Genomic DNA, 24,943 nt, shown 5'->3' on the forward strand with positions numbered 1-24,943 from the left:
TGGCACAACCGATAGATAGACGTCTATGGTTTGAGTGTTCGAGGAAGGAACACTCATGACCGAGAAGCCCACCGTCCTGTTCGTCTGCATTCACAACGCCGGCCGCTCCCAGATGGCCGCCGGCTACCTGCGCGCCCTCTCGGGAGGCGCTGTCGAGGTGCTCTCCGGAGGCTCCGAGCCGGGCGATCAGATCAACCCGATGGCGATCGCCGCGATGGCGGAGGAGGGCATCGACATCTCGCAGGCCGTCCCGACGCTGATGACCACCGAGCAGGTGCGCGAGTCGGACGCCGTCATCACCATGGGCTGCGGCGACGTCTGCCCGGTCTTCCCGGGCAAGCGCTACGAGGACTGGGCCCTCACCGACCCCAAGGGGAAGTCGCTCGACCAGGTCCGTCCGATCCGCGACGACATCAAGGCTCGCGTCGAGGCCCTGCTCGCCGAGCTGCTGCCCGCGAAGGTCTGACGACGGCCGACCCGCCGCGCTCTGCCCGGCGTGGTCCACCCGGAAGCGTGACTCCTGCGTCTCGCCGGTGATCTCAGCGAGAGGTTCCACGGCGTCGTCGCGCCCGACCGGCTCACCGACCTCGCCCAGGCGAAGGGCGCGTGCGCGCACGACGTGGCGCCCTACCGCGAGGCGGCGACCGCCCCCGCGACGAGCGCCTCGTCGAGCCGGTAGAACTCCTGCGCCGTCCCGCCCCAGAGACGCGCCGACTCGGCCTCGCTCCAGCCGGCGGTCGCCTCGTGCAGCGCCGCCCAGATGCGGGCGTAGCCTCCGGCCGTCAGCGAGACCGGCCAGTCGCCGCCGTACATCAGGCGCTCGGCGCCGAACGAGGCGAGCGCGTGCTCGACGACGGGCACGAGCTGCTCCGTCGTCCACGACGCGGCATCCGGAGTCGCCGAGTACAGCCCGGAGACCTTCGCGAAGACGCGCGGGTTCTCGGCGGCGCGGGCGATCAGCGAGCGCCACGGCTCGTCGGAGGAGAGGCCGATCGGAGGCTTCGAGAGGTGGTCGATGACGATCGAGAGCTCCGGATGCCGCTCCGCGAGGACCGGCAGGTGCTCGAGGTGGCGCGGCAGCACGGCCACGTAGTCGAACGGCACCCCCGCCGCCTCGAGCACGCCGAGGCCCTCGTCGACGTCGGGGCGGAGGATCCAGTCGGGATCGGGCCGGTCGTGGATCAGGTTCCGGACGCCGACCACGTGCGCGTCCCGCCGCAGCTCGACGAGGCGGTCGTGCGCCTCCTGCGGCCGCTCGAGCGGCACGTGGACCACCACACCGGCGATCTCGGGGTTCGCCGCCGCCACCCGCAACATCTCGTCGGTGTCGGCGGCCTCGTCGGCCGACTGCACCAGGACCGTCGCGTCGACTCCCGCGGCGCGCAGCTGCGGCCGGAGCTCGTCGAAGAAGATCGAGCGGTCGATCTCGGGCAGGTCGGGGCCGAGCCAGTCGTAGCGGGCCCTCGTCCTGTCCCAGACGTGCTGGTGGGAGTCGATGACGACGCTCACGCGACGCCGACGCGGGTCGCGGCGGCCGGGTGCTCCTCGAGCGGCACCACGTCGGCCGTCACGATCGGATGCGCCCGCCCTGCCCAGTAGCTCCCGGCCGGGAACGTGTACTCGTCGAGGGTCGACTCGAACATCTCGGCGCTGTAGCCGGGTGCTCCCGGCAGCCGGTACGCGCCGTCCTCGACGATGCACGGCTCCACGAAGTGCTCGTGCAGGTGGTCGACGAACTCGGTCACCCGTCCCTCGAGGCTGCCGGAGACGGCGACGTAGTCGAAGACCGAGAGGTGCTGCACCAGCTCGCACAGCCCGACGCCGCCCGCGTGCGGGCAGACGGGGACCCCGAACTTCGCCGCCATCAGGTAGACCGCGACGATCTCGTTGACGCTGCCCAGCCGCGCGGCGTCGAGCTGGCAGAAGTCGAGCGCGCCGGCCTGGAACATCTGCTTGAAGAGCACCCGGTTCATCCCGTGCTCCCCCGACGCGACGCCGATCGGCGCGACGGCCCGGCGCACGGCCGCGTGCCCGAGCACGTCGTCCGGGCTCGTCGGCTCCTCGATCCAGAGCGGCCGGAACTCGGCCAGCGACTGCACCCAGTCGATGGCCTCCGGCACGTCCCAGACCTGGTTCGCGTCGATCATCAGGTCGGCATCCCAGCCGATCACCTCGCGGGCGATGCCGAGACGGCGGTGGTCGTCGGCGCGGTCGGCGCCGACCTTGAGCTTGATGTGCCGGTAGCCCTGGTCGACCGCCTCCTGGCACAGGCGCCGCAGCTTGTCGTCGCTGTAGCCGAGCCAGCCGGCGGAGGTGGTGTAGCAGGGGTAGCCGTCGCGCTCGAGCTCGGCGATGCGCAGGGCGCGGGTGGGCTCGAGCGCCCGCAGGATCCCGAGCGCCTCGTCGCGGGTCAGGGCGTCGGAGAGGTAGCGCAGGTCGGCGGCGTCCACGAGCTCCTCCGGGGTCATCTCGACCAGGAGGCGCCACAGCGGCTTGCGGGCGACCCGCGCCGCGAGGTCCCAGACCGCGTTCATCACGGCGGCGAGCGCGAGGTGGATGACGCCCTTGTCCGGCCCGAGCCAGCGCAGCTGCGAGTCGCTCTGCAGCGTGCGGTAGACCCCGCCCAGGTCGGCGACCAGCTCGGCGACGTCGCGCCCGATCAGCGGCTCGGCCCGCTGCAGGGCGGCGGCCACGCAGAGGTCGTTGCCGCGGCCGATGGTGAAGGTGAAGCCGAAGCCCGAGAGCTCGGGGTCGTCGGTGCGCAGGACGACGTAGGCGGCGGAGTAGTCGCCGTCCTTGTTCATCGCATCGCTGCCGTCGGCGCTGAGCGAGGTGGGGAACCTGACGTCGTAGGCGTCGACGGCGGTGATCGTGGTCATGCGGGGAGTCCTCTCGTGGTGACGGTGGCGGCCTCGGAGCGCGGCGCGGTGCCGTGCACCTCCGGGCGCAGCAGCCCTGCGCGGGCGAGATCGGTCCAGAGCGCGTCGGGGACGTCGACCGACGCGCGCCGCGCGTTCTCGACGGCCTGAGCCCGGTCGCGCTGCCCGACCACGACCGAGACGACGGCCGGATGGAGCCAGGGGAACGCGAGCGCCGCCTCCGGGAGGGTGACGCCGTGGCTCTCGCAGACGTCGGCGAGCGCGTTCGCCCGCGCGATCAGGGCGGCGGGGGCGGAGTCGTAGTCGTACTTCGCGTCGGCCGGCGGCCTCTCGCGCGAGAGCAGGCCGGAGTTGTAGACGCCGGCGATGACGATCCCCACTCCGCGCTCCTCGGCGAGGGGCATCAGATCGTCGAGGGCGTCCTGCTCGAGGAGCGAGTAGCGACCGGCCAGCATGATCAGGTCGATGTCGCACTCGGCGACGAAGCGGGCGGGCAGCGCCGACTGGTTCATGCCGGCGCCGACCGCTCCGATCACGCCCTCCTCGCGCAGGGCGATCAGCGCGGGCAGGGCCTCGGCGATCACCTGGTCGCCGAAGTCGTCGGGGTCGTGCACGTAGACGATGTCGATCCGGTCGAGGCCGAGGCGGCCGAGGCTCTCCTCGAGCGAGCGCTTCACACCGTCGGCGCTGTAGTCGAGGCGGCGCACGACATCGGCCGGGACGGCGAAGCCCTCGGTGTCCTGGTGCTCGGCGCCGCGCGGGTCGGGGTTGGGCTCGAGGAGGCGCCCGACCTTCGTCGAGATGGTGAACTCGCTGCGGGGTCGGCCGCGCAGCAGGGCGCCGAGGCGGCGCTCGCTGAGGCCGAGCCCGTAGTGCGGCGCCGTGTCGAAGTAGCGGACCCCCGCGTCCCAGCTCGCCTCGAACGCTCCGGCGACCTCGTCGTCGCCGGTCGGCCGGTACAGGTTGCCGAACTGGGCGGTGCCGAGGCCGAGTGCGGTGACGGGGACGCCGTCACCGACGGTGGTGATGCCGTGCATGGATCCTCCATGATCGCGAGAGATATGATGATTAGACACTCGACCGCGCGTCTTCCGCAAGCTGGTGGAGATATCGGGTCTATTCAGCAGACAAGACGCGGGCGGCCTCCTGCACCGCGAGCGCGAGTCGCGGCGAGGCGTCGACACCCCGCCAGACGACGTCGTCGACCAGCCGGTTGAGCACCTGCACCAGCTCGGGCAGCTCGGGCACCATCGGCAGCGGGCGGGAGGCGCGGTGCGCCTCCTCGAAGAGCGCCGACGTGCCGGACACCGCCAGCACCCGGGGATCTCGCCACGTGTCCAGGCGCGTCCCGGAGGAGCCCGCCAGCGTCGTGCGGACGTCGGCCTCCGCGGTGGCCAGCTCGCGCACCACGGCCCAGGCGTCGCCGAGGGACGGCGCCCCCGTCGTGACGGCGAGCGCCCAGAAGGCGTTGACGACCGGCAGCGGCGAGCCGTCGGAGCGGGCGGGCGCGATCCCTACGCCGACCCTCCCCTCGACCGCGCTGCCCGGCGCCTGGGCCCGCTGCGCGTAGCCCGCCCAGTTGACCATCACGGCGATCCGGCCCTCGGCGAAGGCCGCGCCGCTGCCGACGCTGTCGAGCTCGTGCGCATCGGGAGGCACGCGGCCGGCGACCACCTGCGCGCGCAGCCGGCCGAGCGCGGCGAGCCCCGCCGCGCCTCCGAAACCGGGCGCCCCGTGCTCGTCGAGCACGTCGGCCCCGAGCACCCGGAGCCGGGTCACGAAGTCGTAGACGTTGTTGTGGCCGTCCGGGGCGCCGGCGAGCACCGTGCCCCACAGCCCCTCGTCGGGCCGGGTGAACCAGGCCGCCTGGGCGTCGAGCTCCTCCCACGTGCGCGGAGGCGCCAGGTCGCGCCCGGTCGCCGCGCGGTAGCCCTCGCGCTCGCGGGTCGACTCGTAGAGGTCGGTGCGCCACACCAGCAGCGGCGGGCCGTCGTGGAACGGGATCCCCCAGACCGAGCTGCCGCCGCGCGACGGCACGGCGAACGAGACGACGTCGGTGAACGCGGGCGACCACGCCTCCGGCCAGTCGTCGATCGGAGCGTCGTCGAGGAGGTCGTCGAGGGGGCGCACGGCGCCGCTCTCGGCGAGGCGGGGCAGCCAGTCGGCCGGGACCAGGACGAGGTCGGCGGAGCCGTCGGTGCACACGCCGGTCTCGAAGAGGGCGTGCTCGAGCTCGGGCAGCCCGATCCAGTGCTCGTCGAGCACGAGGCCCTCCTGGGCGCGGATCGAGGCCTGGAAGCCGTCGCCCGCGCGGCCCCAGAACGAGGCGGTCACCGCTGCACCGGCTCGCTCGCGGTGAGCAGCGCGAGATCGGAGCGCCGCGGCAGCCCCTCCCAGTCGCCCGGGGCGAGGCACTGGAACGCGCCGACCGTCACCGCGGTCGCGAGGCAGTCCTCGGCCGGCAGGCCCTGCACGAACTCGGCGAGGTAGCCCGCGACGAAGGCGTCGCCCGCCCCGACCGTGTCGACCGCCGTGATCGGCAGGGCCGAGCGGCGGAGCTCCTCTCCGTCGACCACCGCGACGCAGCCGGCCGGGCCGAGCTTCACCACCGCGTGACGCGGGCCGAGATCGGCGAGGCCGTGGGCGAGAGCGAGCGGATCCAGGTCCGCGCCGACCAGCAGCCGCGCCTCGTCCTCCCCCGCGAACACCAGCGTCGCCGCGCGCGCGATCTCGCGGTAGGCGGCGGCGGCGTCCCTCCCCCGCCAGAGCGACGGGCGGTGGTTGACGTCGAACGAGACCGGTACGCCGGCCGCCACCGCGAGGCGCACGGCCTCGAGGGCGGCCTCGCGCGCGGAGTCCGACAGGGCGAGGGTGATCCCGGTCACGTGCAGGCAGGAGGCGCGCCGCACCAGCTCGGCCGGCACATCGCCCGGTCCGAGGGTGCTGCCCGCGCTGCCACGGCGGTGGTAGGTGACCCGGGCGGTCGTCGGCGTGGGCCGCTCCTTGAGCATCACGGCGGTCGGCGCCTCGGAGTCGCGGCGGACGACCAGGTCGACCCCCTCGCCGCGCAGCTCGCGGAGCACGCGGTCGCCCGCGCTGTCGGTGCCGAGCACGCCGATCCAGGTCGCCGCCGCACCGAGGCGGACGAGCGCGATCGCGACGTTCGACTCCGCCCCGCCGATCCCGACCTCGGCGGTGCCGGCGTGTGCGAGCGACCCGTGGGTGTGGAAGAGGGCGAGGGTCTCGCCGAGGGTGACGATCGGGCCGCTGGAGTCGCGCTGCTCGAGGGCGGGGAGCGGCAGAGCGGGCCGCCGCACGCGCTCGAGCGCGGCGCGAGCGGTCTCCGCGAGGGCGGAGGAGTCGCCCGCCGCCACGTCGGCGCGGGAGGCGAGCCAGCTCGCGCCGACGGCGAGCACGAGCGGGCTCGCGAGGAGCAGTCGCGCCTCCTCGACGTCCACCCCGCCGCTGGGGAAGAAGCGGACGCCCGGGAACGGACCTGCGAGCGCCTCCAGAGCCGGCAGACCGCCGAGCAGAGACGAGGGGAAGAACTTGAGCACCGAGAGCCCGAGGCCCACTGCGCGCTGGAGCTCGCTCGCCGTCGCGATCCCCGGCAGCGGGAGCACGTCGAGGGCGAGGCAGCGCTCGACGAGACTCTCGTCGAGCCCCGGGCTGACCACGAACCGCGCGCCCGCCTCGACCACGCGGTCGACCTGCTCGACGGTGAGGACGGTGCCCGCCCCGACCACCAAGTCGCCCCGCCGCGCGAGGCGGCGCAGCGCCTCCAGCCCGGCCCCGGTGCGGAGCGTCACCTCGACGGCGACCACCCCGGCGGCCACGAGGGCGTCGCCCAGGGCCTCCGCGCGATCGGCGTCGTCGATCACGACGACGGGCACGACCCCCGAGCGGGCGAGCGCGTCGATCGTCGACGCGCTCACCGCCCGAGCCACCCTCCGTCGACCGGCAGGGTGATGCCCGTGACGTAGGCGGAGGCGTCGCTCGCGAGGAACACGGCCGCGCCGCCGAGATCCTCCGCGGCCCCCCAGCGACCGGTGGGGATGCGCTCGAGGATCGACCGGGAGCGATCGGCGTCGCTCTGCAGCGCCGCCGTGTTGTCGGTCGCGATGTAGCCGGGCGCGATCGCGTTCACCCGCACGCCGCGCGCCGACCACTCGTTCGAGAGCGCCCGCACGAGCCCCGCGACCGCCGACTTGGAGGCGGTGTAGCCGGGGACGGTGATGCCGCCCTGGAAGCTCAGCAGCGACGCGGTGAACACGATCGACCCGCGACCGCGCTCGAGCATCGGCCCCGCCAGCGCCTGGGTGAGGGCGAACGGGCCCGAGAGGTTGACCTCGAGCACCCGGTCCCAGAGCTCGAGCGGATGATCCACGGCCGGCACCCGCTCGATGGTCCCGGCGTTGTTCACCAGGACGTCGATCGGCCGGCCCAGGCCGTTGAGCCTCGCGCCGAGGGCGAGCGTGGCGTCGCGGTCGGCGAAGTCGCAGGCGATCCCGGTGAACTCCCGCCCCGCCGCGCGCACCCGCTCGCCGACCTCGCCGCCGTCCGGCGCCATCGCGGCACTGACCCCGACGACATCGGCTCCCGCGCGCGCGAGCGACTCGGCCATCGCGAGGCCGATCCCCCTCCGCGCCCCGGTGACGACGGCGAGGCGGCCGGAGAGATCGAACGGCCCGCTCATCGGGTGCTCGTCCCGCGGACCTCGATCAGGATCTTCATCGCCTGGCCGGCGTCGAGTGCCGTGAACGCCTCCTGCACCGCCTCGAGGGGCTCGATGCGCGTGATGAGCAGCTCGGCGGGCACGACGCCGCGGGCGACCAGCTCGACGGCGGTCTCGAAGTCGGGGCGCTCGTAGACGCGCGCTCCGATCAGGGTGAGCTCGCGCCAGAACACGCGCTGCAGGTCGATCGGGCGCGGCTCGGGGTGGATGGCCACGACCACGACCCGGCCGCGCACCCGGGCGAGCGAGGTCGCGCCGAGGACGGCGGCCGCCGCTCCCGACACCTCGAACACCACGTCGGCGCCGGCGCCGCCCGTCCAGCGCTCGACCCACTCGACCTGGTCGACGGCCCGGGGGTCGAGCACCTCGAACCCGAGCTCGGCGACGGCCGCGCGGCGGGTGGCGTCGAGCTCGATGACGACCACGTCGCCGCCGAACTCGCGCGCGGTCGTCGCGATGAGCACGCCGATCGGTCCACCGCCGATCACGACCGCCTTCTCGCCGGGGACGAGGCCGGAGCGGCGCACGTCGTGCACCGAGACGGCGACCGGCTCGACGAGCGCGGCGTGGTCGAGGCGCAGCCCCTCGGGGAGGCGCACGAGCGTGCGGGCGGGCACGCTCCAGTACTGCTGCAGGGCACCGGGCGAGTCGATGCCGATGAAGTCGAGGTTCTGGCAGATGTGCTCGTTCCCCGCGAGGCAGGCGGGGCACGTGCCGTCCCAGTCGAGCGGCATCACGGTGACGCGGTCGCCGACGGCCCAGCCGTCGACGCCCTCGCCGATCGCCGAGACGGTGCCGCTCATCTCATGACCGATGACCGCGTCCCGGGCGACCCGGCCGTCCATCGAGCCGTGGAAGATGTGCAGATCGGTTCCGCAGAGGCCGACGAAGCCGACCTCGATCTCGACGGATCCGGGACCGGGCGCCTGCCGGGGCTGCTCCGACACCGCGAAACGGCGATCTCTCCTGTACTGGACGGTGCGCACGCTGTCTCCTTCGACGGGCCGATTCATATTACGTATCAGCCTATATCGCCGCCGGACGCGCGCAGAAGCCGCGTGAAGCCCGCAGTGCTCACATCTTTGCCGGGGAGCGGCGTGCGACGGCTCAGGCGGAGGCGCGAGCGCGGCCCGCGAGGCGCGACTTCGCCGACCAGAAGCGCATCAGCGCGCCCGCCAGCAGCGAGCCCGCGGCCCCCGCGGCCAGATCGCCGAGCGTGTCCTCGTAGCCGACGAAGATCGAGGCGTCGACGAAGCGGTGCCCCGCCCACTCGCCCCACTCCCACAGCACGCCCGCGGTCGTCCCGAAGCAGGCGCAGAGCACGATCGCGGGAGCGAGCGGCCCGCGCTCGCCGACGACGGAGGAGACGACTCCGGCCCGTGCGGCGACGAGGTAGGCGACCGCCGCGACCAGACCGTTGAGCACGAAGTGCACGACCAGGTCCCACGACGCCCAGGCCTGGTAGAGGTCGAGCACGCTGCTCCAGGAGGCGACCAGCAGCGCGACGCCGAACGCCGCGTCCAGCGCGGGACGGATCCCGAGGAAGCGCGGGATGACGAGCCCGATCGCCGAGAGCGCGAAGACCATCACGTCGACGAAGCCCCAGCCGATGCCCGCGGCCACCATGCTCGCCACGCCGGCCAGGCGCACCGCGTCGGCGAACCACTCGCCCCGGGTGCTCGGCGGCGCGAGGAAGGTCTCGACGAGGACGTCGGTCCTCACGGCGTCGTGAAGCGCAGCAGCGCCTGGACCGGCTCGTGGTCGGACGCGGCCGCTCCGTCGTAGCGCACCGCGTTGATCCCGGCGGCGACGACCTCGAAGGCGCTCGCACTCTGGACGAGCCAGTCGATGCGGCGGCCGGGCTTCGGGGCGCGGTAGTTCGAGAAGGTGCTCCAGGGGCGGGTGAGGTGGTGGCCCGCGACGACCCACGAGTCGGCGAGGCCCGCCGCGTCCAGCAGCGCGCGGTAGGGGGCGGTCCCGGCGTCGGTGTTCGCGTCGCCCATCACGATCGCCGGGCGCCCGAGCGCGAGCACCCGCTGCGCGACGAGCTCGGCCGAGTGCAGGCGCGAGCGCCGCGAGAGGTGGTCGAAGTGGGTGGAGACGACGGTGAGGTCGCGGTTCGTGCCGTAGTCGGTGAGCTCGGCGATCACGGCCGTGCGCGGGATCCGGTTGCCCCAGCTCCGCGAGCCGGCCACGTCCGGAGTCTCGGACAGCGCGATCTGCGTCCAGTCGCGCACCGCGAACCGCCGGCGGTCGACGAAGAGCATCACGCGCTCGCCGCCGCGGTCGGGATCGCGGCCGAAGCCCATGCCCTCGAACGACGCGCCGAGCACCTCGTGCACGAACGCGGCCTGATCCGGCAGGGCCTCCTGGATCGCGAGGATCGACGGCTGCTCCGTCTGGAGCAGGCGGCGGACGAGCGGACGACGGCGGTCCCACTGGTCGACCGATCGCGAGGTGAGCCGCGGCATCCTGCGCCGGATGTTGTAGGTCATCACGTGCAGCTCGGGCGCCTCGGTCCGGCCGATCAGAGGCGTCGGGTCGGTCATGCTCCCACCCTAAACGGGCGTCGTCCAGTCATGAGGAGGCTTGCGGTGGCGAGCGCCCGCGGCCATACGCTTCGAGGCATGACCCTCTCCCCCGCCCTCTCGGCGCTCAGCGACGAGTCCTTCGTCTCGCTCACCACGTTCCGCAGGACGGGTGCCGGCGTCTCGACGCCGGTCTGGATCGCCCGCGACGGCGCCGAGCTGATCGTCACCACTCCCCGCAGGAGCGGCAAGGTGAAGCGGCTGCGGAACGATCCTCGCGTGACCCTCGTCCCGTGCGACCGCCGCGGCCGCGTGCAGGAGGGGGCGCCCGTGATCGAGGCGTCGGCGCGCATCGTCTCGGACGAGGACACGGTCGAGCGCCTCGGCGGCGTCTTCGCCCGCAAGTACCGGCTCGAGTACCGCGTCTTCCTCTTCATCGAGCGGATCGCCACCCGCGGCGACCGCACGCGCGTGATGCTGCGCCTCTCGGACCGCTGAGCGGGCCCTACACCGCCGCGGGCCGCCTCCGGTAGGCCCTCCGCGCACCGCGGGCCCGGGTCTAGCGTGGGGTCGCCGGTGCGGATGCGCGCTCCCGCGCGCACACCGGCGTCCGCAGAAGGAGCACGTATGAGCATCGGAGCAGGGATCTTCCTCCTCGTCGTCGGCGCGATCCTCGCGTTCGCCGTCGACGTGCAGGTGGCGGGGATCGATCTGAAGACGATCGGCTACATCCTGATGGCGGCCGGCGTCGTCGGCCTGATCCTCGGCCTCGTGCTGATGACGCGTCGCCGCCAGGCCGTGTCGACCACGCGCTCGGCCGTCGACCCGGCCAGCGGCGAGCACGTCACGCGCCGCACGAGCGAGGGCGACGGGCCGCTGGTCTGAGGTCGCAGGAAGGGCGGGACGCTCGCGTCCCGCCCTTCCGTGCGCCCGTGGCGCAGCGCTACTCGTCGGCGTCGCCGCCGGAGACCGTGTCGGTGTCGCCGCCGCCGGGCGAGGTGTCGGTACCCGTGCCGTCGGGCAGCTCCTCGGTCTTCTCGGTGTCCTCACCGGGGGTGCGGTCGTTCTGATCCGTGTCGTTCTGGTCCATGCGGGCCTTCTCCTTCCGGCCGGCGACCTGCCGACTCCCCCTACTCTCCTCCGGCGCCGTCGGCCGGGGCAGGGGGTAGCGGAGGCGAGCGCCGCGTGTCAGGTCGCGTCGTCCCAGCCGAGGTTCCCGGCGATGCGGCGGAGGGTCTCCACGGTCCGGTCGTGGTCCTCCTCGGTCACGCCCTCGGTCAGCGCGGTGCGCGCGGCCCCGACGACCTCCTCGAGGCGGGCGGTCGCGGCTCCGCCGTGCTCGGTGAGGGCGAAGACCTCGCCCTCGTCGACCACCCACCCGCTCTCGACGAGCTCGGCGAGGTGCTCGGCGACGCTTGCGGGCTCCTCCGCCGGCGCGGCGGGCAGGAACGGGGCGAGCGCCCGGTCGAGCGCGCCGACCGCCGCCGGCCCCCGCCGCAGCAGCTCGAGCAGCTGCCACTGCATCCGGGTCACCCCGTGCTCCTCGAGCGTCGCCGCGAAGCGCTCCTCGAGGAGGCGGGCGGCGAGAGTCAGCCAGTATCCGATCGGTCGTTGATCAGCCATGCCGTCACGATACGCCGGGTGCATCGGAGGGGGTACCGCCCGGCGAGCGCACAAGGCCCTCTCGGAGGCGGCCGCGTTCCGCTTGACTGTCCTCGCACCGCCGACTGACGGCGGCACCCGGGAGGCGACATGGCGAACCACCGTTTCGAGCTGCGGTCCGGCCGCGGGATCGGCGTCTCGGCGGCGGGAGATCCGATCGCGGACCGACTCGTCGTCTTCTGCCACCCCACTCCCGGCGCGGGCGGATTCGATCCCGATCCGCTGGTCACCGGCCCCTGGGGGCTGCACCTGCTGATCCTCGACCGCCCCGGCTACGGCGCCTCCGACCCGGTCGACGCCGCTCACTCGAGCGTGCAGGACCGCGCGGACGACCTCGCCGAGTACCTGCGCCGCTCCGAGCGCACCGCGCGCATGGTCGAGGGCGCGCGCTTCGGCAGCGTCGGCGTGGTCGGCTGGGGCTCGGGCGGCGTCTTCGCCCTCTCGCTCGCGGCCCGGCACCCCGACCTCGTCGACCGGCTCGCGATCGTCGGCACCCCGGCGCCCCCGCAGGCGGGCGTGCTCGTCCGTCCGACCGGGGCGTGGGAGCGCCGCGAGATCCTCGAGGGAGAGGACGCCTCGGCCATCGCGGCCGCCCTCCCCGCCGACGTCCCCGGGCTCGCCTCGCTCGGCGTCGACTCCGACGACCCCGTCCTCACCAGCCACGGCGGGCTGCGCAACCGCCTGCAGCGCATGCTCGGCGAGGGCTGGCGGCAGGGACCGGGCGGGGCCGCGACCGATCTGGTGGCGCTCCGCGACGGATCGTGGGCGGACGAGCTCGACCGGGTGACCGCCTCGAGCCTGATCGTGCACGGCGACGCCGACCCCGTCGCGAGCGCGGAGGACGGCCGCTGGTACCGGAGCCGCCTCGCCGACGCCCGGACCGCGACCGTCGACGGCACGGGACGCCTCGCTCTGGTGCGCGAGTGGCGCCGGATCCTCGACCACGTCGCTCCGCTCGAGCGCGGCGCGGAGGACCGGTGACCGTCCGCCCGCTCGGCACCGGCCCGCTCGTGCTCGCCTCGGCGATGGCGGTCTCGGGAGTCGTGCACCTCGTGCACCCGAGCACCTTCGACGCGGTCGTGCCGCGCGGGATGCCCGGCTCCGCGCGCGGCTGGGTGCTCGCCTCCGGTGCCGCCGAGCTCGCGTGCGCGGCCGCGATGCTCTGGCCGCCGACGCGGGCGGCCGGCGGTCTCGCCTCCGCGGCGCTGATGGCCGCCGTGTTCCCCGGCAACGTGCAGATGGCCCGCGACGCGCGGCGGCCGCGGACCCGTGCGATCACCCTCCTGCGGCTCCCCCTGCAGATCCCGCTCGTGCTCTGGGGGCTCCGGGCGGCACGCTCGACGGGGCGCTGAGCGCCCGGCGCAACCCCGAGCGCACCGCTCGTGCGCGCTGCTACCGTCCAGGCATGAGCGACCAGATGGCGGATGATCGCCGAGACCAGTTGACCAGCGCCCCGAAGGCGACCGAGGCCGATGCCGCGCCCCGCATCGACGTCTCGACGACCGAGGCCGGCGACACGCACATCGAGATCCGCGAGGACGCCGCGGTGCGCCCGGGCCGCCTCGACGAGGACGAGGACGGATCGGATGTCTGAGCGCCGCCGTGCCGCGATGGTCTACAACCCCGTCAAGGTCGACATCGAGGCCGTGAAGGCCGCTGTCGCGCGCGCCGAGGAGGCCGCGGGCTGGGACGAGACGCTGTGGTTCGAGACCTCGGTCGAGGACCCGGGAGCCGGGCAGACCCGCGAGGCGCTCGAGGCCGGCGCCGACATGGTGATCGCGGCGGGTGGAGACGGCACGGTCCGCGTGGTCGCCGAGGCCCTGCGCGGCTCCGACGCGTCGCTGGCGCTGCTGCCCTCGGGCACCGGCAACCTGCTGGCCAGGAACCTCGACCTGACGCTCGACGACGTCGACAACGCGCTGACCGTGGCGTTCACCGGCACCGATCGCGCGATCGACATCGGCATGATCGACATCGAGACCGGCGAGGGCCGCGAGCGCCGCGCCTTCGTCGTGATGGCGGGCCTGGGCATCGACGCGAAGATGCTCGCGAACACCGACGACGACCTGAAGAAGCGCGCCGGCTGGCTCGCCTACGTCGACGCGCTGCGGAAGGCGCTGCTGGACAAGAACCAGCTCGAGTTCCGCTACCAGCTCGACGGCGCGAAGACCCGCAGGGTGCGCGCGCACACGATCATCGTGGGCAACTGCGGCTCGCTGCCCGCCAACATCCTGCTGCTGCCCGACGCGGCGGTCGACGACGGAGTGTTCGACATCGTGCTGCTGCGCCCCGAGGGGTTCCTCGGCTGGGTGCAGATCATCTTCAAGGTGGTGTGGGAGAACGGCGTCCTGCGCCGCACCGGCGTCGTCGGCCAGAAGCTGATGGGCCTGACCAAGGAGGTCGCGGCCCTGCGCTACGTCAAGGGACGCGAGCTCGTCGTGCGCCTCGAGCGCGCTCAGGAGATCGAGCTCGACGGCGACCCCTTCGGCTCGACGTCGGCGTTCCGCACCTGGATCGAGCCCGGCGGGCTCACGGTGCGCGTCCCGGCCTAGCGGGTGCCCGCGAGACGCCTCTCCGGTACGCGGCACGCCGGTGGCGTCGTACCGGAGAGGCGTCTCGCAGCGCCGATCAGTAGGCGGTGTCGCCCCAGGAGGGGGCGGCCACGGTGTCGGCGTTCGGTGCGGTGGCCGTGGCCGAGAGCTGCACCTGGCCGGGGACGTCGGCGTTCAGCGTGTACGTCAGCTCCGGGGTGGAGCGCGACGGCGCCAGGGCCGCGCCCGACCAGGTGAAGACGTACTCGACCGCGCCCCGGGCGTCGGCGGTCGCCGCCGTCCAGCTCCAGCCGTCTCCGGCCAGGGCCACCGGGCGCGCGCCGACGCGCGCCGACGCCGGGTAGCGCACGCGGACCGACAGCGTCGGAACCGGTGCGCCCACCGTCGTGAGATCGCCGGTGCCGGTCCAGTAGCGGTTCTGCACCTGGATGCGGGTGTCGATGCCGGTGCGGTGCCCGGCTCCGTCCCAGTGCACGTTGTTCTGCCAGGTGTCGAAGACGAGCGTCGACGTCGCCCGGGTCACGGGCGGGGCGACCGTGGCGGAGGCGGCCGCCGCGGGCGCCGCGAAGGCGACGGCGACCACGGGGGCGCTCCAGAGCGCGGCGCGGACGAGGGAGCGGCGGTCGGTGGACGAGGTGCCCGAGGGCACAGCGGAGAGCTCCGGCGCGCGGGAGAGCGCGCCGGAGTCACCCCGCAGAGGGGTGGTGGGCATGGGGTCGTACTCCAGGGGGTGCGGGTGTTCCGGGGGATGGATCCGCCGTGGCTCCACCGGGAGTTTCGGGTTCCCGATCGAGCTGCGCGAGAGTTTCGGGTTCTCGACGCGGCGGTGTCCTCGGGTGGACGGGAGTTTCGGGTTCCCGGCCGTCGAGGCGATCACGAGCGGGCGCGGATCTGCGGTGCGGCTTCGGGTGCTGCACCCCATGCGCCTGCATGGACATCCGCACCTTAGTGCGCATTCAGTCGCCGCAGCAATGGATTCAGAACCGAAATCGATGCATTGCCCCGCTTGGGGGTCGAGAACCGCCGTGATCCGTCGGAACGGCGAAGGATTCCGCACTCCGACCGCTCGCGTCGGACCGCACGAGCGGCTCGGGTTCTGCAGCCCCGGCCCACCCCGTCAACCCACGGCGCCCGATCGGGCCCTCCAGTACCTTTCACCCCATGGGCTTCTTCGACCGCACCGACTCCACGACCCCCGAACGCGAACCGCGGCCCGAGCCGGCTCCGACGGTCTGGCGGGACGGAGCAGGCCGCTTCGCGCTCCGCTGCCTCCAGGTGATCATCGTCCTGGCGCTCGCGACCGTGCTCGTGTTCGCGATGACCCAGCTCACGATCGTGCTGATCCCGGTGATGATCGCGATCATCCTCGCCTCCGCGATCCACCCGGTGCTCTCCTGGCTGCGCCGGAAGGGCGTGCCGTCGATCCTCGCGACCTGGCTCGCGCTCCTCGGCCTCCTCGCGATCCTCGGCGCGGTCGCCTGGCTGATCACGGTCGCGGTCCGCAACCAGTGGGACGAGCTGGTGAGCAGCGCCTCCGACGGCATCGCCTCGCTGCAGGACTACGTCCAGCACCTGCCGTTCCAGATCGACGAGCAGCAGATCGAGGACGCCCGCCAGAGCGTCGTCGACTTCCTCACCTCCAGCAGCTTCGGCTCCGGAGCGCTCGCCGGCGCCGCTGCCGCCGCGAACTTCGTGACCGGCCTCGTGCTGATGATCGTGGTCCTCTTCTTCTTCATGAAGGACGGCCCGAAGATCTGGGAGTTCCTCCTCCGCCCCTTCACCGGCGCGAGCTACGACCGCGCCAAGCGCGTCGGCGCCAAGACGGTCGACGTGCTCGGCGGCTACATCCGCGGCACGGCGACGGTCGCCGCGGTCGACGCGATCGGCATCGGCGTCGCCCTCGCGATCCTCCAGGTCCCGCTGGCCATCCCCCTGGCCGTGGTCGTCTTCCTCACCGCCTTCATCCCCATCGTCGGAGCGACGGCGGCCGGCATCCTCGCGGCGCTCGTCGCCCTGGTCGGAGTCGGTCCGGTCGCCGCCCTGATCGTCATCGGCGTCGTCATCCTCGTCAACCAGCTCGAGGGCAACTTCCTCCAGCCCGTCGTGATGGCCCGCTCGCTCAAGCTGCACCCGCTGATCGTCCTGATCGCCCTGACCGTCGGCACCGTGCTGGCCGGCATCGTCGGCGCGGTGCTCGCCGTGCCGATCGCCGCGGTGGCCTGGGGGATCGTCACGATCTGGAACGGCCCCGACCAGCCCGCGGAGCCCGCTCGGCAGAAGCGGCGCGAGAGCGTCTGACCCCGACGGGGGTCAGTGCCCCCCGATGATGCCGTCCCGCCGCGCCTGGGCGCGCAGCGAGATCTTGGTGCTGACGCTCCGGCCCGCCTCGCGGTACTTGGCGCGGGCGCTGCGGAGCGAGCTGCGCGCGGCGTCCTGCGTGATCCCGAGCGAGGTCGCGACCTGCTTGAGCGACATCCCCTCGACGAAGAGGCCCACGATCCGGCGCTCGCGCGCACTGAGCGTCGCGGTCCCGGCCCCGCCCGGCGCCGCCCCCGCGGTCGGCACGCGCTCGCCGGCGGCGGCCCGGCGGATCGCGTCGATGATCACCTCCGTCGGCTCGCTCTTGACGAGGTAGCCGCGGGCACCGGCCTCGAGCGCCCTGGCGACCGTCGCGGGCTGCGAGTGCGTGCTGATGATGACCGTGGCCGCGCCCGCCGCCGTGATCGTGCGGATCTTCATCGCGAGGTCGAGATCGTCGCCGAGGTCGATGTCGAGCAGGACCACATCGGTCGGGAAGGCGGGATGCGCGAGCAGATCGGTCCAGCGGCTCGCCGTCGCGACGACCCGGATGGGCGCTCCGGAGTGGTTGATCCACTCGGTCAGAGCGGTGAGGAGGATGGGGTGGTCGTCGAGGATCGCCAGAGCGATCTCGCCGTCGGGGAGGGCGGCGGTCTCCTCCGCGTGACTCGTCATGAGGGCCTCCGTGCGACGGCGTGGTCGAGGCGGAGCGTCGTGCGCACGCCGGCTGCGGTGACCCGGTAGTCGCCCAGCTCGCTCAGGATGCCCCAGATCGCCGGGTCGAGGTCGCGCGACCGGACCCCCACTGCCTCCAGAACGAGGGTCACGACGGCCCCCTCCCCGGGCGACAGCGACAGGGCGATCGCGGGCCGCCTCGACGCGACCGACGGAGCGGAGAGCAGCCAGAGCACCGACAGCAGCCGGGATCGATCGGGCGGGCGGAGCGCGGCGGCGGCGTTCCCGGGGTCCTCGAGCGAGACGGTCTCGGAGAGGTGCGTCGACTCCTCGATCGCGATGCCCAGCCAGGTCTGGTCGTGGCTCCTCGTCAGTGCGGTGCGCAGCTCGTCGCCGAGACGCCGCGCCCGCTCGCCGAGGACGTCGTCGAGCGGCTCGGTGCGGACCGCTGCGAGCAGCTCCTCGACCCGGGCGTCGACCCGCGAGATCTCGGAGGCGGCGAGGCTCCCCGGCCCGGTGCCCGGCCCGTCCACCACGCTGTCGGCGATCGTGCGGTCGAGCGAGCGGTGCACGTGCCGCTCCAGCGTCGTCAGCAGCGAGACGCAGACGCCGACGGGGGCGAGCGCGAGCAGGATGGTGGTGACGGCCAGGCCGGGACTGCGATGGCCGATCAGCGCCTGCGCGAGCATGCCGGCAAGGCTCAGGCCCACCAGGAGGCCGACCGCCGCCCACGTGCGCGAGAGCGGCTGGAACGAGATCAGCGCCATCAGCGTCGCGCCGATGCCGACGCAGACGCTCGGGTAGTACGACCGCGACGGGTCCGTGAGGCCGAAGTCGGAGAACTCGAGGAGCAGCGCCGCGGTGTCCACTGCGAGGACCGCGACGAGGACCGCCCTCGGCAGCTCGCCCCGCCGGAGCAGCGCGACGGCCGGCCCGACGACGAGACCGGCGATCACCATCAGCCAGGCGGCGCCGCTCAGCCAGGTCGCCGAGTGCGTGGCGAGGGCCCAGAGGAACGAGGCGAGCCCGCGGATCATGAGCAGCACGGCCATCCCGACGAAGCCGAGGCCCAGGTAGCTCGCGCTGAGGCGGTGCGTCCGCGTGATCCGGTGACGGACCGACTCGAGCGTCCGCGAGCCGGTCTCGGCGGCGCGGACGAGCTCGAGGAGCGTCCCCTCCCCAGCCCGGCCCTCGCGCCGCCTCATCGCGGCACGCTCAGCAGGACCGTCGTGCCCGAGCCGGGAGCGGAGAAGACGCGGACGTCGCCGCCGACGGCGTCGATGCGCGCGCGCACCGACTCGGCGAGCCCGAGCCTGCCCGCCGGCACCTCGTCGGGTGCGAAGCCCCTGCCCGCGTCCGAGACGGCGACGCGGACCGTCTCGTGGTCCTCCGCCACGGTCACATCCACCGAGAGCACGCCCGCGTGCCGGCGCACGTTCTCGAGGCACTCCCCCGCGGCGCGCACCAGGGCGTCGAGCGCGGAGGGGGCGAGCGGACGGTCCGCGGCGCCCCGCTCACCCGTCGTGTGCCAAGTGATCTCGAGCCCGACGGCCTCGAAGCGCCTCTCGAGCGCAGCGAACGCGGCGGGCAGGGGGACGGAGTCGGAACCGGAGCCGGAGTCGGCCCGCCGCCCCTCGTCGGCGCCCGGCCGGCCCAGGCGCCGCAGCAGCCCGAGGTCGGCCGCGGCCTGCGCCTGCACCGTGTCGGGAGGGACGCCCTCGCCGCGGTGCGCGACCAGCGTGAGGGTGCCCAGGATCGTGTCGTGCAGCAGCCGTGCGTCGTACCGGCGGCGGGCCTCGCTCTCGCTCGAACGGCGCTCCGCGGCGTGCGCGGTCCGCAGCCGCGCCGTGCCGACCTGCGCGCGCTCGACGCTCGCGGCGATCCAGCGCGCGGCGGCGGTGAGCACCGCCCAGCAGACGACCACCGAGAGGGCGACGTAGAACCCGCGGCCCGACTCCCGGGTGGCCGCGAGGGCCAGGAGGAGGACGGGCACCATGCCCGTGAGGGCGATCAGCGGGAGCCGCCTGACCGCTCCGATCGCGAAGAGCGCCGACGGCAGCGCCATCGACGCGATCATCGTGACGCCGCCGATCACCGCGGGGATCGTCCCGTCGATCCCGGGGGCGAGCGAGGCGGCGAGAGCGGCGAGCCCGAGAGCGGTGCCGATGATCACGGCGAGGGCACCGCCCGGCCCGGACCGGCTCCCGACGAGCAGGACGACGGCCGCGGCCGCGAGCAGGAGCAGGGTCGGCAGCGCGGCGAGGAGGCCCGGCGCGTCGAGGGTGAGCAGGTGCAGCGCCGAGGCGACGGTGAAGACGCCGCCCGCGAGCCGGGCGCACACGACTCCGACGTCGGCCTGCTCTCGGCGGAGCGCATCCCCGGGTGAGCGGCCGAGGGTCCTCGGAGCGGGCAACAGCGACCTCGGCGGCGGAGGCTCCCGAGGGCGCGGCGGCCCGGGAGGCGGTGGACGGGAGATCATCGTGGCACACCGGCGCGCGCGACAGCACCGGGCGCTCCTCGGCCTCGGCGGCGGGGCGTCGTCGGGCGCGCGCGACGGGCGCGTTGCGCCGGACGGTCGCATTCGGGGCGCCCCATCCCGTAGGCTGGGGTCATCTCCTGGGCACTCGCCCGAATTCCACGGCTGAGAAGTCGCACCACGACGAAGAGACTCAGCCCCTGATAGAGACCGCGACGATCGAAGGCACCGTGTCACACGGCCTCGCTCCCGCGGTTCGAACGCCCGCCTCGCACGCGGGTACCGCCCTTCACAGGACGCCGCGGAAGCCGCGCCGTTCCTCGTTCGACCCCCGCCCCACCGACTCCGTCGGCTCGCGGGACGTTCTCCCCCGCGCAGCTGCCGCTCCCTCGCGGAACGGCATCCTCCGCCCCCACAACGACCCGTACGACTCCCTCCCGACGTGTGATTCATCCACGCAGGGGCGGAGGCGGACGGGTACCGCACAGTCGTGCGGAATATAGAAGACGTCGGCTCCGGCCGCGTCACCATCACGTAAGGAAAAGACATGCCTACTGGCACCGTTAAGTGGTTCAACTCCGAAAAGGGCTTCGGCTTCATCGCTCCCGACGACGGAGGCGCCGACGTGTTCGCGCACTTCTCCGCCATCGCGAAGCAGGGCTACCGCGAGCTCGTCGAGAACCAGCACGTCGAGTACGACGTCGAGCAGGGTCGCAAGGGCCCGCAGGCCGCGAACATCCGCGGCGTCGGCGAGTAATTCCCCGACTTCGAGCTCTGCGGCCCTCCGGGGCCGCCGGACTCCACGAACGCCCCGTCAGCCGTGATCCCAGGATCCGGCCGGCGGGGCGTTCGTCGTCGGTGCGGAGCGCGCGGGGATCGGTAGGCTCGGGTCCATGGGACGACTGATCTACGGGCCGCAATCACTCGAGATCGACTTCGACGATCGACTGCTCGCGCACCTCAAGGTGGCGATGCTCACCAAGATGCGCCGCAACGAGTCGTTCAGCCTCTCGTGGGCCGAGCCCGAGTCGACCGGCTTCGGCCGCAGCTCGGTCTGGATCCACCCGACGACACCGCTGCACTTCCGCTTCCACGTGGCCAAGCGCCCGGCGCTCAACCGCACCTGGATCGAGCAGTTCGTCTCGGTGGCGAACAACACGGGCGAGATGGTCGTGGGGCCGGAGCCCGAGGGCGACTGAGCCCGAGGCTCAGACCACGCGGGGCCGCGCGGTGTGCACGAGCTCGTCGTGCGGCAGCGCGCGCAGGCGCTCGGCGATCTCGGCCCGGGCCGTCGCGTCGACGCTCGCCCACGCGTACTCCTCCGGCCACAGCGGCGTGAGGGGCACGAGTTCGGCGTGACCGGTCGCCAGGTCCATCCGCTCGGGCAGGCCCGCGTTCCGCAGGCCCAGCAGCACGCCGACCGCGCCGTCCTCGTCGGCCCAGGCCGGTGGCGCCGCCACGCCGGTCAGTCGGCAGGTGTCGACGCCAGTGCGGCAGCAGACACCCTGCAGGGCGGCGAGGCGGGCGGCCTCGTAGAGCAGCCGGAACTGCCAGTGGTTCCAGAGCTCGGCGGTCGGCACCCCGCGCAGGGCCGAGGTCTCGAGGCACAGCTCGAGCCCGAGCCCCGTTCCCGGGCTCGCGAGCCGGTCGAACGGGTCGCTCAGGCCGTCGGTCGCGAGCACGACGGAGGCGCCGCGGTCGACGCGGAGGAACGCGCGGTGGTCGGTGGGCCAGCGGGCACCGCCGCGGACTCCCGGGTCCTCGGTCGAGACGACGACGGTGCGGTCGAGCTCGCCGATCCCGCGCCACAGCTCGGCGCGGTCCTCGGCGACGGCCTCGGCGAGAGCCCGCCGCTCGTCCGGGGTCCAGCGGACCTCTCGGGTGCGATGGAGGAACAACGACATGGCACTCCCTGTCCGCGCGGCCGGACCGACCGCGCTCCCGGCACGCTACGGGGCGCGCCGGAGCGACTCCTCCGAGCGACCGGGGTAGTTCCTGGACGCGCGGTTCGGGACCGCCGACCCCGGGAGGTCAGCCGAGGGGGTCGACGCCGTTGGTGCGCCAGCGCTCGTCGGCGAGCTGGCCGGCCGAGCCCTCGGCACGGAGGGGCTGCTCGTGCTCGGACGGGACGGCGCCGAGCGAGGTGCCGGCGCCCTCCGCAGTGCTGCCGGGAGCGAGGAGTCCCTCCTCGTCCTCGGAGTCGGCCACCTCGTCCTCGGCCGCGTTCTCGGAGCCGCTCTCGGCCATCGGGTCGTAGCCGTGGTCGGGGTCGCGGCTCTCGTCGGGCGTCGTGTTCTCCTCGACCTCGGCGCCGGCGGGCTGCACGTCGTCGGGGCCGGCCACGCTGCTCGGGCCCGCACCGCTCGGATCCGCTCCGCTCTGGCCCTCGCCGTTCCAGCCGGAGAACTCGGGACTCGTGTCTGCGCTCATGGGGGCACGGTAGCACCGGCGCTCCCCTCCCCCGCAGGGGTCGACAGCGAGGCCTCCCGCACCACCGCCTAGGCTCGATGAAGAGCCGCGACAGCGGTGCAGGCGACGGGAGCAGCATGCGACGACTCGGATACGAACGGTTCGGCGGACCGGACGTGCTGTCGTGGCGCACCACTCCGGTGCCGATGCCCGGACGCGGCGAGGTGCTCGTGCGCACCCGCGCGGCGAGCATCAACGCGACCGACGAGAAGATCCTCTCGGGCAGCGCCCGGATCATGACGCTCGGCCGCCGGCGGCCCTTCGGCTTCGGGCTCGACATCGCCGGCACGGTCGAGGCGCTCGGCCCCGGCACCCGGGGCTTCGCGATCGGCGACCGCGTCGTGGGGATGACCCGTGACGGCGACGCCTTCGCCGACGCCTCGATCGCCAGGGGCAGCGCGCTCGTCCCGCTGCCCGACTCCCTCGACGCCGTCCAGGGCGTCACCCTCGCGATGTCGGGCGGCACGGCGATCGGCACTGTCGACGCGCTCCGCGTCCGGGCGGGCGAGCGGGTGCTCGTCGGTGGCGGCTCGGGGGCCATCGGGAACCTCACGGTGCAGCTGCTCCGGCGCGCCGGCTGCACGGTCGCGGCGACCGGATCCGCCTCCTCGGCCGACCTGCTGCGCGAGCTCGGCGCCGAGCCGCACGACTACCGGGCGCTCGATCTGGGCGTGCTCGCGGGGCGCTTCGACGCCGTGATCGACGTCTCCGGCCATCTGCCCGCCTCCGACGCCGCGATCCTGCTCGCCGACGGCGGCCGCTACGCGACCCTCGTGCCCAGCGGAGCCGCGCTCGGCGCCCAGGCGGCGAGCGTCGTCCGCCGCGACCGCCCGCGCGTGCAGAACCTGCTCCTCCCGGCCACGGCCGAGCGGATCGGACGCGCGGTCTCGCTCGCCGCCTCCGGCGACCTGCGCCCCCTGGCCGGCGCCGTGCATCCGCTCGAGGAGATCGTCGCCGTGCTCGAGCGCCGAGCGGCCGGCACCGACACCGCCCACGGCAAGATCGTCTTCACGGCCGACGACTCGGCTCCGCTCAGCTGATCGGCGCCGGGTCGTCCCGAGCCGGGCCGCCCGCCGGCACCTCCTCCGTGCGCCCGCTGCCGAGCGACAGGGTCGCGACGAAGCCGATCGCGAGGAAGCCCGCGGCCGAGAACGCGGCGTAGCGGGTGCCGTCGGAGAACGCCTCCCCGGCGGCGCGCGCGACCTCGGCGGTGGCGTCGGAGGCGGCCAGCCCCGCGATCGCGGCGCCCGAGGAGTCGACGACCGCGTCGACCGTGCTCGAGACCTGCTCGGCCGGCAGCCCCTGCTCCTCGAGAGAGGCCGTGAGGACCCCTGCGGTCGAGGTGTAGAGGACCGTCCCCAGCACCGCGATGCCGAGCGCCGAGCCGATCTGGCGCGCGGTCGACTGCGTGCCCGAGCCCTGACCGCTCCGCTCGACCGGGACGTCGCGCAGCACGACTCCGGTGAGCTGGGCGGTCGCCAGCCCGACGCCGAAGCCGTACACGGCGAGGAGCGGCACGAGCGCCCACCACGGGGTCGAGTCCGAGATCACCGCCCCGATCCCTGCGACACCGATGATCTCGGCCGCGAGGCCCACGCGCACGATCAGCACCGGCGAGACCCTGTTGCCGTAGGCGCCCGCGAAGCCGGAGGCGACGAACGAGCCCAGCGCGAGCGCGATCAGCACCAGCCCGGTCTGCACCGCCGAGTAGCCGAGCACGTTCTGCAGCCAGATCGGCAGGGCGAGGATGATGCCGAACTCGCCGAGCGAGACGATCATCGCGGCGAGGTTCCCGTTGCGGAACGACGGCAGCCTGAAGAGCTCGAGTGCGAGCATCGCCGAGCGGCCGGCCCGCTCGCGCGCCCGGGCCCAGAGCACGAACGCGACGGCGGCGAGCGCCGCCACGGCGAAGGCGATCGGCACGGGCGAGAGGTCGAGCGGCCAGCTCCAGCCGCCGATCGAGAGGCGCTCGTCGACGCCCCACCAGCCGAGCGTGCGGCCCTCGATCAGCGCGAAGACGAGCGAGGCGGAAGCGACGACCGACAGCAGGGCGCCCACGAGGTCGACACGGCGGCCGTCGGCCTGCTTCGACTCGTCGACGAACAGCAGGGCGCCGACGACGATGACGATCCCGAGCGGGATGTTGATGCCGAAGGCCCAGCGCCACGAGAAGTCGGTGGTGAGCCAGCCGCCGAGCAGCGGACCGACGGCGGTCATGCCTCCGATCGTCGACCCCCACACGGCGAAGGCGACGGCGCGCTCGCGCCCGCGGAAGGTGGCGTTGATCAGCGAGAGCGTGGACGGCAGCACCATCGCGCCGCCCACGCCCTGCACCACCCGCGCGAGGATCAGCAGATCGCCGGTCGGAGCGGCGGCGGCCGCGATCGAGGAGAGGGCGAAGAGCGAGACGCCGAGGACGAGCATCCGGCGCCGGCCCCACCGGTCGGCGAGCGTGCCGAACGCGAGCAGGAGGGCGGCGAAGACGAGCGTGTACGACTCCTGCACCCACTGCACCTGCGTCGAGGTGATGCCCAGATCGGCGACGATCGACGGGATCGCCACGTTCACGATGGTCGAGTCGACGATGATCGTCGCCACGCCGAGGCTGATGACGACCAGCCCGATCCACTTGCGGTTGCGCATCCGCCGCTCCTCTTTTAGTCAGCCGG

Annotated in this window: 29 protein-coding genes; 11 read left to right on the top strand and 18 right to left on the bottom strand. The window is 73.8% G+C overall.

All coding sequences use genetic code 11. The features are described from left to right. The first annotated feature begins 55 nt into the window (after window positions 1–55). Window positions 56–466 (top strand): arsenate reductase ArsC, encoded by a 411-nt coding sequence (locus GSU68_RS15095; RefSeq protein ID WP_159909493.1) that lies wholly within the window; start codon window positions 56–58, stop codon window positions 464–466. A gap of 161 nt (window positions 467–627) precedes the next feature. Here GSU68_RS15095 and GSU68_RS15100 read toward each other — a convergent pair whose 3' ends face one another. From GSU68_RS15100 to GSU68_RS15140, 9 genes are all read right to left on the bottom strand, one after another. Next, entirely contained in the window at window positions 628–1,509 is an 882-nt protein-coding gene (locus GSU68_RS15100; protein WP_159909494.1) for an amidohydrolase family protein, read from the bottom strand. Continuing rightward, window positions 1,506–2,879 carry an L-fuconate dehydratase gene (locus GSU68_RS15105; protein WP_159909495.1) on the bottom strand — a complete coding sequence of 458 codons (1,374 nt, stop codon included), beginning with the start codon at window positions 2,877–2,879 and terminating at the stop codon, window positions 1,506–1,508. The genes GSU68_RS15100 and GSU68_RS15105 overlap by 4 nt, the downstream gene beginning before the upstream one ends. Further along, window positions 2,876–3,916: an aldo/keto reductase gene (locus GSU68_RS15110; RefSeq protein WP_159909496.1), complete on the bottom strand. Its 1,041-nt coding sequence runs from the start codon at window positions 3,914–3,916 to the stop codon at window positions 2,876–2,878. The genes GSU68_RS15105 and GSU68_RS15110 overlap by 4 nt, the downstream gene beginning before the upstream one ends. Before the next feature lie 79 nt (window positions 3,917–3,995). Continuing rightward, window positions 3,996–5,213: an extracellular solute-binding protein gene (locus tag GSU68_RS15115; RefSeq protein ID WP_159909497.1), complete on the bottom strand. Its 1,218-nt coding sequence runs from the start codon at window positions 5,211–5,213 to the stop codon at window positions 3,996–3,998. Continuing rightward, window positions 5,210–6,814 carry a bifunctional 4-hydroxy-2-oxoglutarate aldolase/2-dehydro-3-deoxy-phosphogluconate aldolase gene (eda, locus tag GSU68_RS19915; protein WP_159909498.1) on the bottom strand — a complete coding sequence of 535 codons (1,605 nt, stop codon included), beginning with the start codon at window positions 6,812–6,814 and terminating at the stop codon, window positions 5,210–5,212. The genes GSU68_RS15115 and eda overlap by 4 nt, the downstream gene beginning before the upstream one ends. After that, window positions 6,811–7,575, bottom strand: a complete 765-nt coding sequence (locus tag GSU68_RS15125) for an SDR family oxidoreductase (RefSeq protein WP_159909499.1) — start codon at window positions 7,573–7,575, stop codon at window positions 6,811–6,813. The genes eda and GSU68_RS15125 overlap by 4 nt, the downstream gene beginning before the upstream one ends. Continuing rightward, window positions 7,572–8,600 (bottom strand): alcohol dehydrogenase catalytic domain-containing protein, encoded by a 1,029-nt coding sequence (locus tag GSU68_RS15130; RefSeq protein ID WP_244259300.1) that lies wholly within the window; start codon window positions 8,598–8,600, stop codon window positions 7,572–7,574. Before GSU68_RS15130 ends, GSU68_RS15125 begins: the two co-directional genes overlap by 4 nt. Before the next feature lie 121 nt (window positions 8,601–8,721). After that, the gene (locus GSU68_RS15135; protein WP_159909501.1) at window positions 8,722–9,336 is read right to left on the bottom strand and encodes a hypothetical protein; all 615 of its coding nucleotides are present in this window, start codon (window positions 9,334–9,336) and stop codon (window positions 8,722–8,724) included. Further along, entirely contained in the window at window positions 9,333–10,163 is an 831-nt protein-coding gene (locus tag GSU68_RS15140) for an endonuclease/exonuclease/phosphatase family protein (protein WP_159909502.1), read from the bottom strand. The genes GSU68_RS15135 and GSU68_RS15140 overlap by 4 nt, the downstream gene beginning before the upstream one ends. A gap of 78 nt (window positions 10,164–10,241) precedes the next feature. Here GSU68_RS15140 and GSU68_RS15145 point away from each other — a divergent pair, with 78 nt between their 5' ends. After that, on the top strand, window positions 10,242–10,640 hold the full coding sequence (locus tag GSU68_RS15145; protein WP_159909503.1) for a PPOX class F420-dependent oxidoreductase: 399 nt from the start codon (window positions 10,242–10,244) through the stop codon (window positions 10,638–10,640). Between the two features lie 129 nt (window positions 10,641–10,769). Then, on the top strand, window positions 10,770–11,027 hold the full coding sequence (locus GSU68_RS15150) for a DUF6458 family protein (protein ID WP_159909504.1): 258 nt from the start codon (window positions 10,770–10,772) through the stop codon (window positions 11,025–11,027). A gap of 58 nt (window positions 11,028–11,085) precedes the next feature. On the opposite strand, the gene GSU68_RS15155 is transcribed toward GSU68_RS15150, so the two are convergent. Together GSU68_RS15155 and GSU68_RS15160 are read right to left on the bottom strand one after the other, a co-directional pair. After that, on the bottom strand, window positions 11,086–11,232 hold the full coding sequence (locus GSU68_RS15155; RefSeq protein ID WP_159909505.1) for a hypothetical protein: 147 nt from the start codon (window positions 11,230–11,232) through the stop codon (window positions 11,086–11,088). A 98-nt stretch (window positions 11,233–11,330) separates the two neighbouring features. Beyond that, a complete protein-coding gene (locus GSU68_RS15160; RefSeq protein WP_159909506.1) occupies window positions 11,331–11,765 on the bottom strand; it encodes a MarR family transcriptional regulator in 435 nt (144 codons plus the stop codon). A gap of 129 nt (window positions 11,766–11,894) precedes the next feature. Here GSU68_RS15160 and GSU68_RS15165 point away from each other — a divergent pair, with 129 nt between their 5' ends. The 4 genes from GSU68_RS15165 to GSU68_RS15180 are packed head-to-tail and all read left to right on the top strand — an operon-like array spanning window position 11,895 to window position 14,356. After that, complete coding sequence (locus tag GSU68_RS15165; protein ID WP_159909507.1) at window positions 11,895–12,785, top strand: alpha/beta hydrolase; 891 nt, start codon at window positions 11,895–11,897, stop codon at window positions 12,783–12,785. Then, window positions 12,782–13,156: a MauE/DoxX family redox-associated membrane protein gene (locus tag GSU68_RS15170; RefSeq protein ID WP_208544585.1), complete on the top strand. Its 375-nt coding sequence runs from the start codon at window positions 12,782–12,784 to the stop codon at window positions 13,154–13,156. Before GSU68_RS15165 ends, GSU68_RS15170 begins: the two co-directional genes overlap by 4 nt. Before the next feature lie 53 nt (window positions 13,157–13,209). Beyond that, complete coding sequence (locus GSU68_RS15175) at window positions 13,210–13,398, top strand: multidrug transporter (protein ID WP_159909508.1); 189 nt, start codon at window positions 13,210–13,212, stop codon at window positions 13,396–13,398. Then, window positions 13,391–14,356 carry a diacylglycerol kinase family protein gene (locus tag GSU68_RS15180; protein WP_159909509.1) on the top strand — a complete coding sequence of 322 codons (966 nt, stop codon included), beginning with the start codon at window positions 13,391–13,393 and terminating at the stop codon, window positions 14,354–14,356. The genes GSU68_RS15175 and GSU68_RS15180 overlap by 8 nt, the downstream gene beginning before the upstream one ends. A 76-nt stretch (window positions 14,357–14,432) precedes the next feature. Here GSU68_RS15180 and GSU68_RS15185 read toward each other — a convergent pair whose 3' ends face one another. After that, the gene (locus tag GSU68_RS15185) at window positions 14,433–15,068 is read right to left on the bottom strand and encodes a hypothetical protein (protein ID WP_159909510.1); all 636 of its coding nucleotides are present in this window, start codon (window positions 15,066–15,068) and stop codon (window positions 14,433–14,435) included. A gap of 449 nt (window positions 15,069–15,517) precedes the next feature. Between GSU68_RS15185 and GSU68_RS15190 the strand changes: the two genes are divergently transcribed. Beyond that, the gene (locus GSU68_RS15190; protein ID WP_159909511.1) at window positions 15,518–16,654 is read left to right on the top strand and encodes an AI-2E family transporter; all 1,137 of its coding nucleotides are present in this window, start codon (window positions 15,518–15,520) and stop codon (window positions 16,652–16,654) included. 12 nt (window positions 16,655–16,666) lie between these two features. Here the strand turns inward: GSU68_RS15190 and GSU68_RS15195 are convergent, their stop codons facing one another. From GSU68_RS15195 to GSU68_RS15205, 3 genes are read right to left on the bottom strand one after another with little or no spacing between them, the layout of a single operon-like run. Next, window positions 16,667–17,329 carry a response regulator gene (locus tag GSU68_RS15195; RefSeq protein ID WP_159909512.1) on the bottom strand — a complete coding sequence of 221 codons (663 nt, stop codon included), beginning with the start codon at window positions 17,327–17,329 and terminating at the stop codon, window positions 16,667–16,669. Then, complete coding sequence (locus GSU68_RS15200) at window positions 17,326–18,534, bottom strand: hypothetical protein (protein WP_159909513.1); 1,209 nt, start codon at window positions 18,532–18,534, stop codon at window positions 17,326–17,328. Before GSU68_RS15200 ends, GSU68_RS15195 begins: the two co-directional genes overlap by 4 nt. Then, a complete protein-coding gene (locus tag GSU68_RS15205) occupies window positions 18,531–19,742 on the bottom strand; it encodes an ATP-binding protein (protein ID WP_159909514.1) in 1,212 nt (403 codons plus the stop codon). Before GSU68_RS15205 ends, GSU68_RS15200 begins: the two co-directional genes overlap by 4 nt. Window positions 19,743–20,352: 610 nt before the next feature. Between GSU68_RS15205 and GSU68_RS15210 the strand changes: the two genes are divergently transcribed. Both GSU68_RS15210 and GSU68_RS15215 read left to right on the top strand, forming a co-directional pair. Then, window positions 20,353–20,562, top strand: coding sequence for a cold-shock protein (locus GSU68_RS15210; RefSeq protein ID WP_055786246.1), 210 nt, complete (start codon window positions 20,353–20,355; stop codon window positions 20,560–20,562). A 136-nt stretch (window positions 20,563–20,698) separates the two neighbouring features. After that, a complete protein-coding gene (locus tag GSU68_RS15215) occupies window positions 20,699–21,004 on the top strand; it encodes a hypothetical protein (RefSeq protein ID WP_159909515.1) in 306 nt (101 codons plus the stop codon). A 9-nt stretch (window positions 21,005–21,013) separates the two neighbouring features. Here GSU68_RS15215 and GSU68_RS15220 read toward each other — a convergent pair whose 3' ends face one another. Both GSU68_RS15220 and GSU68_RS15225 read right to left on the bottom strand, forming a co-directional pair. Beyond that, window positions 21,014–21,709, bottom strand: a complete 696-nt coding sequence (locus tag GSU68_RS15220) for a hypothetical protein (RefSeq protein ID WP_159909516.1) — start codon at window positions 21,707–21,709, stop codon at window positions 21,014–21,016. 127 nt (window positions 21,710–21,836) lie between these two features. Further along, window positions 21,837–22,235 carry a hypothetical protein gene (locus GSU68_RS15225; protein WP_159909517.1) on the bottom strand — a complete coding sequence of 133 codons (399 nt, stop codon included), beginning with the start codon at window positions 22,233–22,235 and terminating at the stop codon, window positions 21,837–21,839. A 116-nt stretch (window positions 22,236–22,351) separates the two neighbouring features. Here GSU68_RS15225 and GSU68_RS15230 point away from each other — a divergent pair, with 116 nt between their 5' ends. Beyond that, window positions 22,352–23,314, top strand: a complete 963-nt coding sequence (locus GSU68_RS15230) for an NADP-dependent oxidoreductase (protein WP_159909518.1) — start codon at window positions 22,352–22,354, stop codon at window positions 23,312–23,314. On the opposite strand, the gene GSU68_RS15235 is transcribed toward GSU68_RS15230, so the two are convergent. Then, window positions 23,307–24,917, bottom strand: coding sequence for a DHA2 family efflux MFS transporter permease subunit (locus GSU68_RS15235; RefSeq protein WP_159909519.1), 1,611 nt, complete (start codon window positions 24,915–24,917; stop codon window positions 23,307–23,309). The two genes, GSU68_RS15230 and GSU68_RS15235, sit on opposite strands and share 8 nt — an antisense overlap. Window positions 24,918–24,943: the final 26 nt, after the last annotated feature.

This window comes from Rathayibacter sp. VKM Ac-2759 (genome assembly GCF_009834225.1).
GTDB lineage: Bacteria > Actinomycetota > Actinomycetes > Actinomycetales > Microbacteriaceae > Rathayibacter.

Coding starts and splice junctions, on each gene's coding strand:
- GSU68_RS15095 (WP_159909493.1), top strand. CDS start 56: ATGACCGAGAAGCCCACCGTCCTGTTCGTCTGCATTCACAACGCCGGC.
- GSU68_RS15105 (WP_159909495.1), bottom strand. CDS start 2,879: ATGACCACGATCACCGCCGTCGACGCCTACGACGTCAGGTTCCCCACC.
- GSU68_RS15110 (WP_159909496.1), bottom strand. CDS start 3,916: ATGCACGGCATCACCACCGTCGGTGACGGCGTCCCCGTCACCGCACTC.
- GSU68_RS15125 (WP_159909499.1), bottom strand. CDS start 7,575: ATGAGCGGGCCGTTCGATCTCTCCGGCCGCCTCGCCGTCGTCACCGGG.
- GSU68_RS15140 (WP_159909502.1), bottom strand. CDS start 10,163: ATGACCGACCCGACGCCTCTGATCGGCCGGACCGAGGCGCCCGAGCTG.
- GSU68_RS15145 (WP_159909503.1), top strand. CDS start 10,242: ATGACCCTCTCCCCCGCCCTCTCGGCGCTCAGCGACGAGTCCTTCGTC.
- GSU68_RS15150 (WP_159909504.1), top strand. CDS start 10,770: ATGAGCATCGGAGCAGGGATCTTCCTCCTCGTCGTCGGCGCGATCCTC.
- GSU68_RS15155 (WP_159909505.1), bottom strand. CDS start 11,232: ATGGACCAGAACGACACGGATCAGAACGACCGCACCCCCGGTGAGGAC.
- GSU68_RS15160 (WP_159909506.1), bottom strand. CDS start 11,765: ATGGCTGATCAACGACCGATCGGATACTGGCTGACTCTCGCCGCCCGC.
- GSU68_RS15165 (WP_159909507.1), top strand. CDS start 11,895: ATGGCGAACCACCGTTTCGAGCTGCGGTCCGGCCGCGGGATCGGCGTC.
- GSU68_RS15175 (WP_159909508.1), top strand. CDS start 13,210: ATGAGCGACCAGATGGCGGATGATCGCCGAGACCAGTTGACCAGCGCC.
- GSU68_RS15180 (WP_159909509.1), top strand. CDS start 13,391: ATGTCTGAGCGCCGCCGTGCCGCGATGGTCTACAACCCCGTCAAGGTC.
- GSU68_RS15185 (WP_159909510.1), bottom strand. CDS start 15,068: ATGCCCACCACCCCTCTGCGGGGTGACTCCGGCGCGCTCTCCCGCGCG.
- GSU68_RS15190 (WP_159909511.1), top strand. CDS start 15,518: ATGGGCTTCTTCGACCGCACCGACTCCACGACCCCCGAACGCGAACCG.
- GSU68_RS15195 (WP_159909512.1), bottom strand. CDS start 17,329: ATGACGAGTCACGCGGAGGAGACCGCCGCCCTCCCCGACGGCGAGATC.
- GSU68_RS15200 (WP_159909513.1), bottom strand. CDS start 18,534: ATGAGGCGGCGCGAGGGCCGGGCTGGGGAGGGGACGCTCCTCGAGCTC.
- GSU68_RS15210 (WP_055786246.1), top strand. CDS start 20,353: ATGCCTACTGGCACCGTTAAGTGGTTCAACTCCGAAAAGGGCTTCGGC.
- GSU68_RS15215 (WP_159909515.1), top strand. CDS start 20,699: ATGGGACGACTGATCTACGGGCCGCAATCACTCGAGATCGACTTCGAC.
- GSU68_RS15220 (WP_159909516.1), bottom strand. CDS start 21,709: ATGTCGTTGTTCCTCCATCGCACCCGAGAGGTCCGCTGGACCCCGGAC.
- GSU68_RS15225 (WP_159909517.1), bottom strand. CDS start 22,235: ATGAGCGCAGACACGAGTCCCGAGTTCTCCGGCTGGAACGGCGAGGGC.
- GSU68_RS15230 (WP_159909518.1), top strand. CDS start 22,352: ATGCGACGACTCGGATACGAACGGTTCGGCGGACCGGACGTGCTGTCG.
- GSU68_RS15235 (WP_159909519.1), bottom strand. CDS start 24,917: ATGCGCAACCGCAAGTGGATCGGGCTGGTCGTCATCAGCCTCGGCGTG.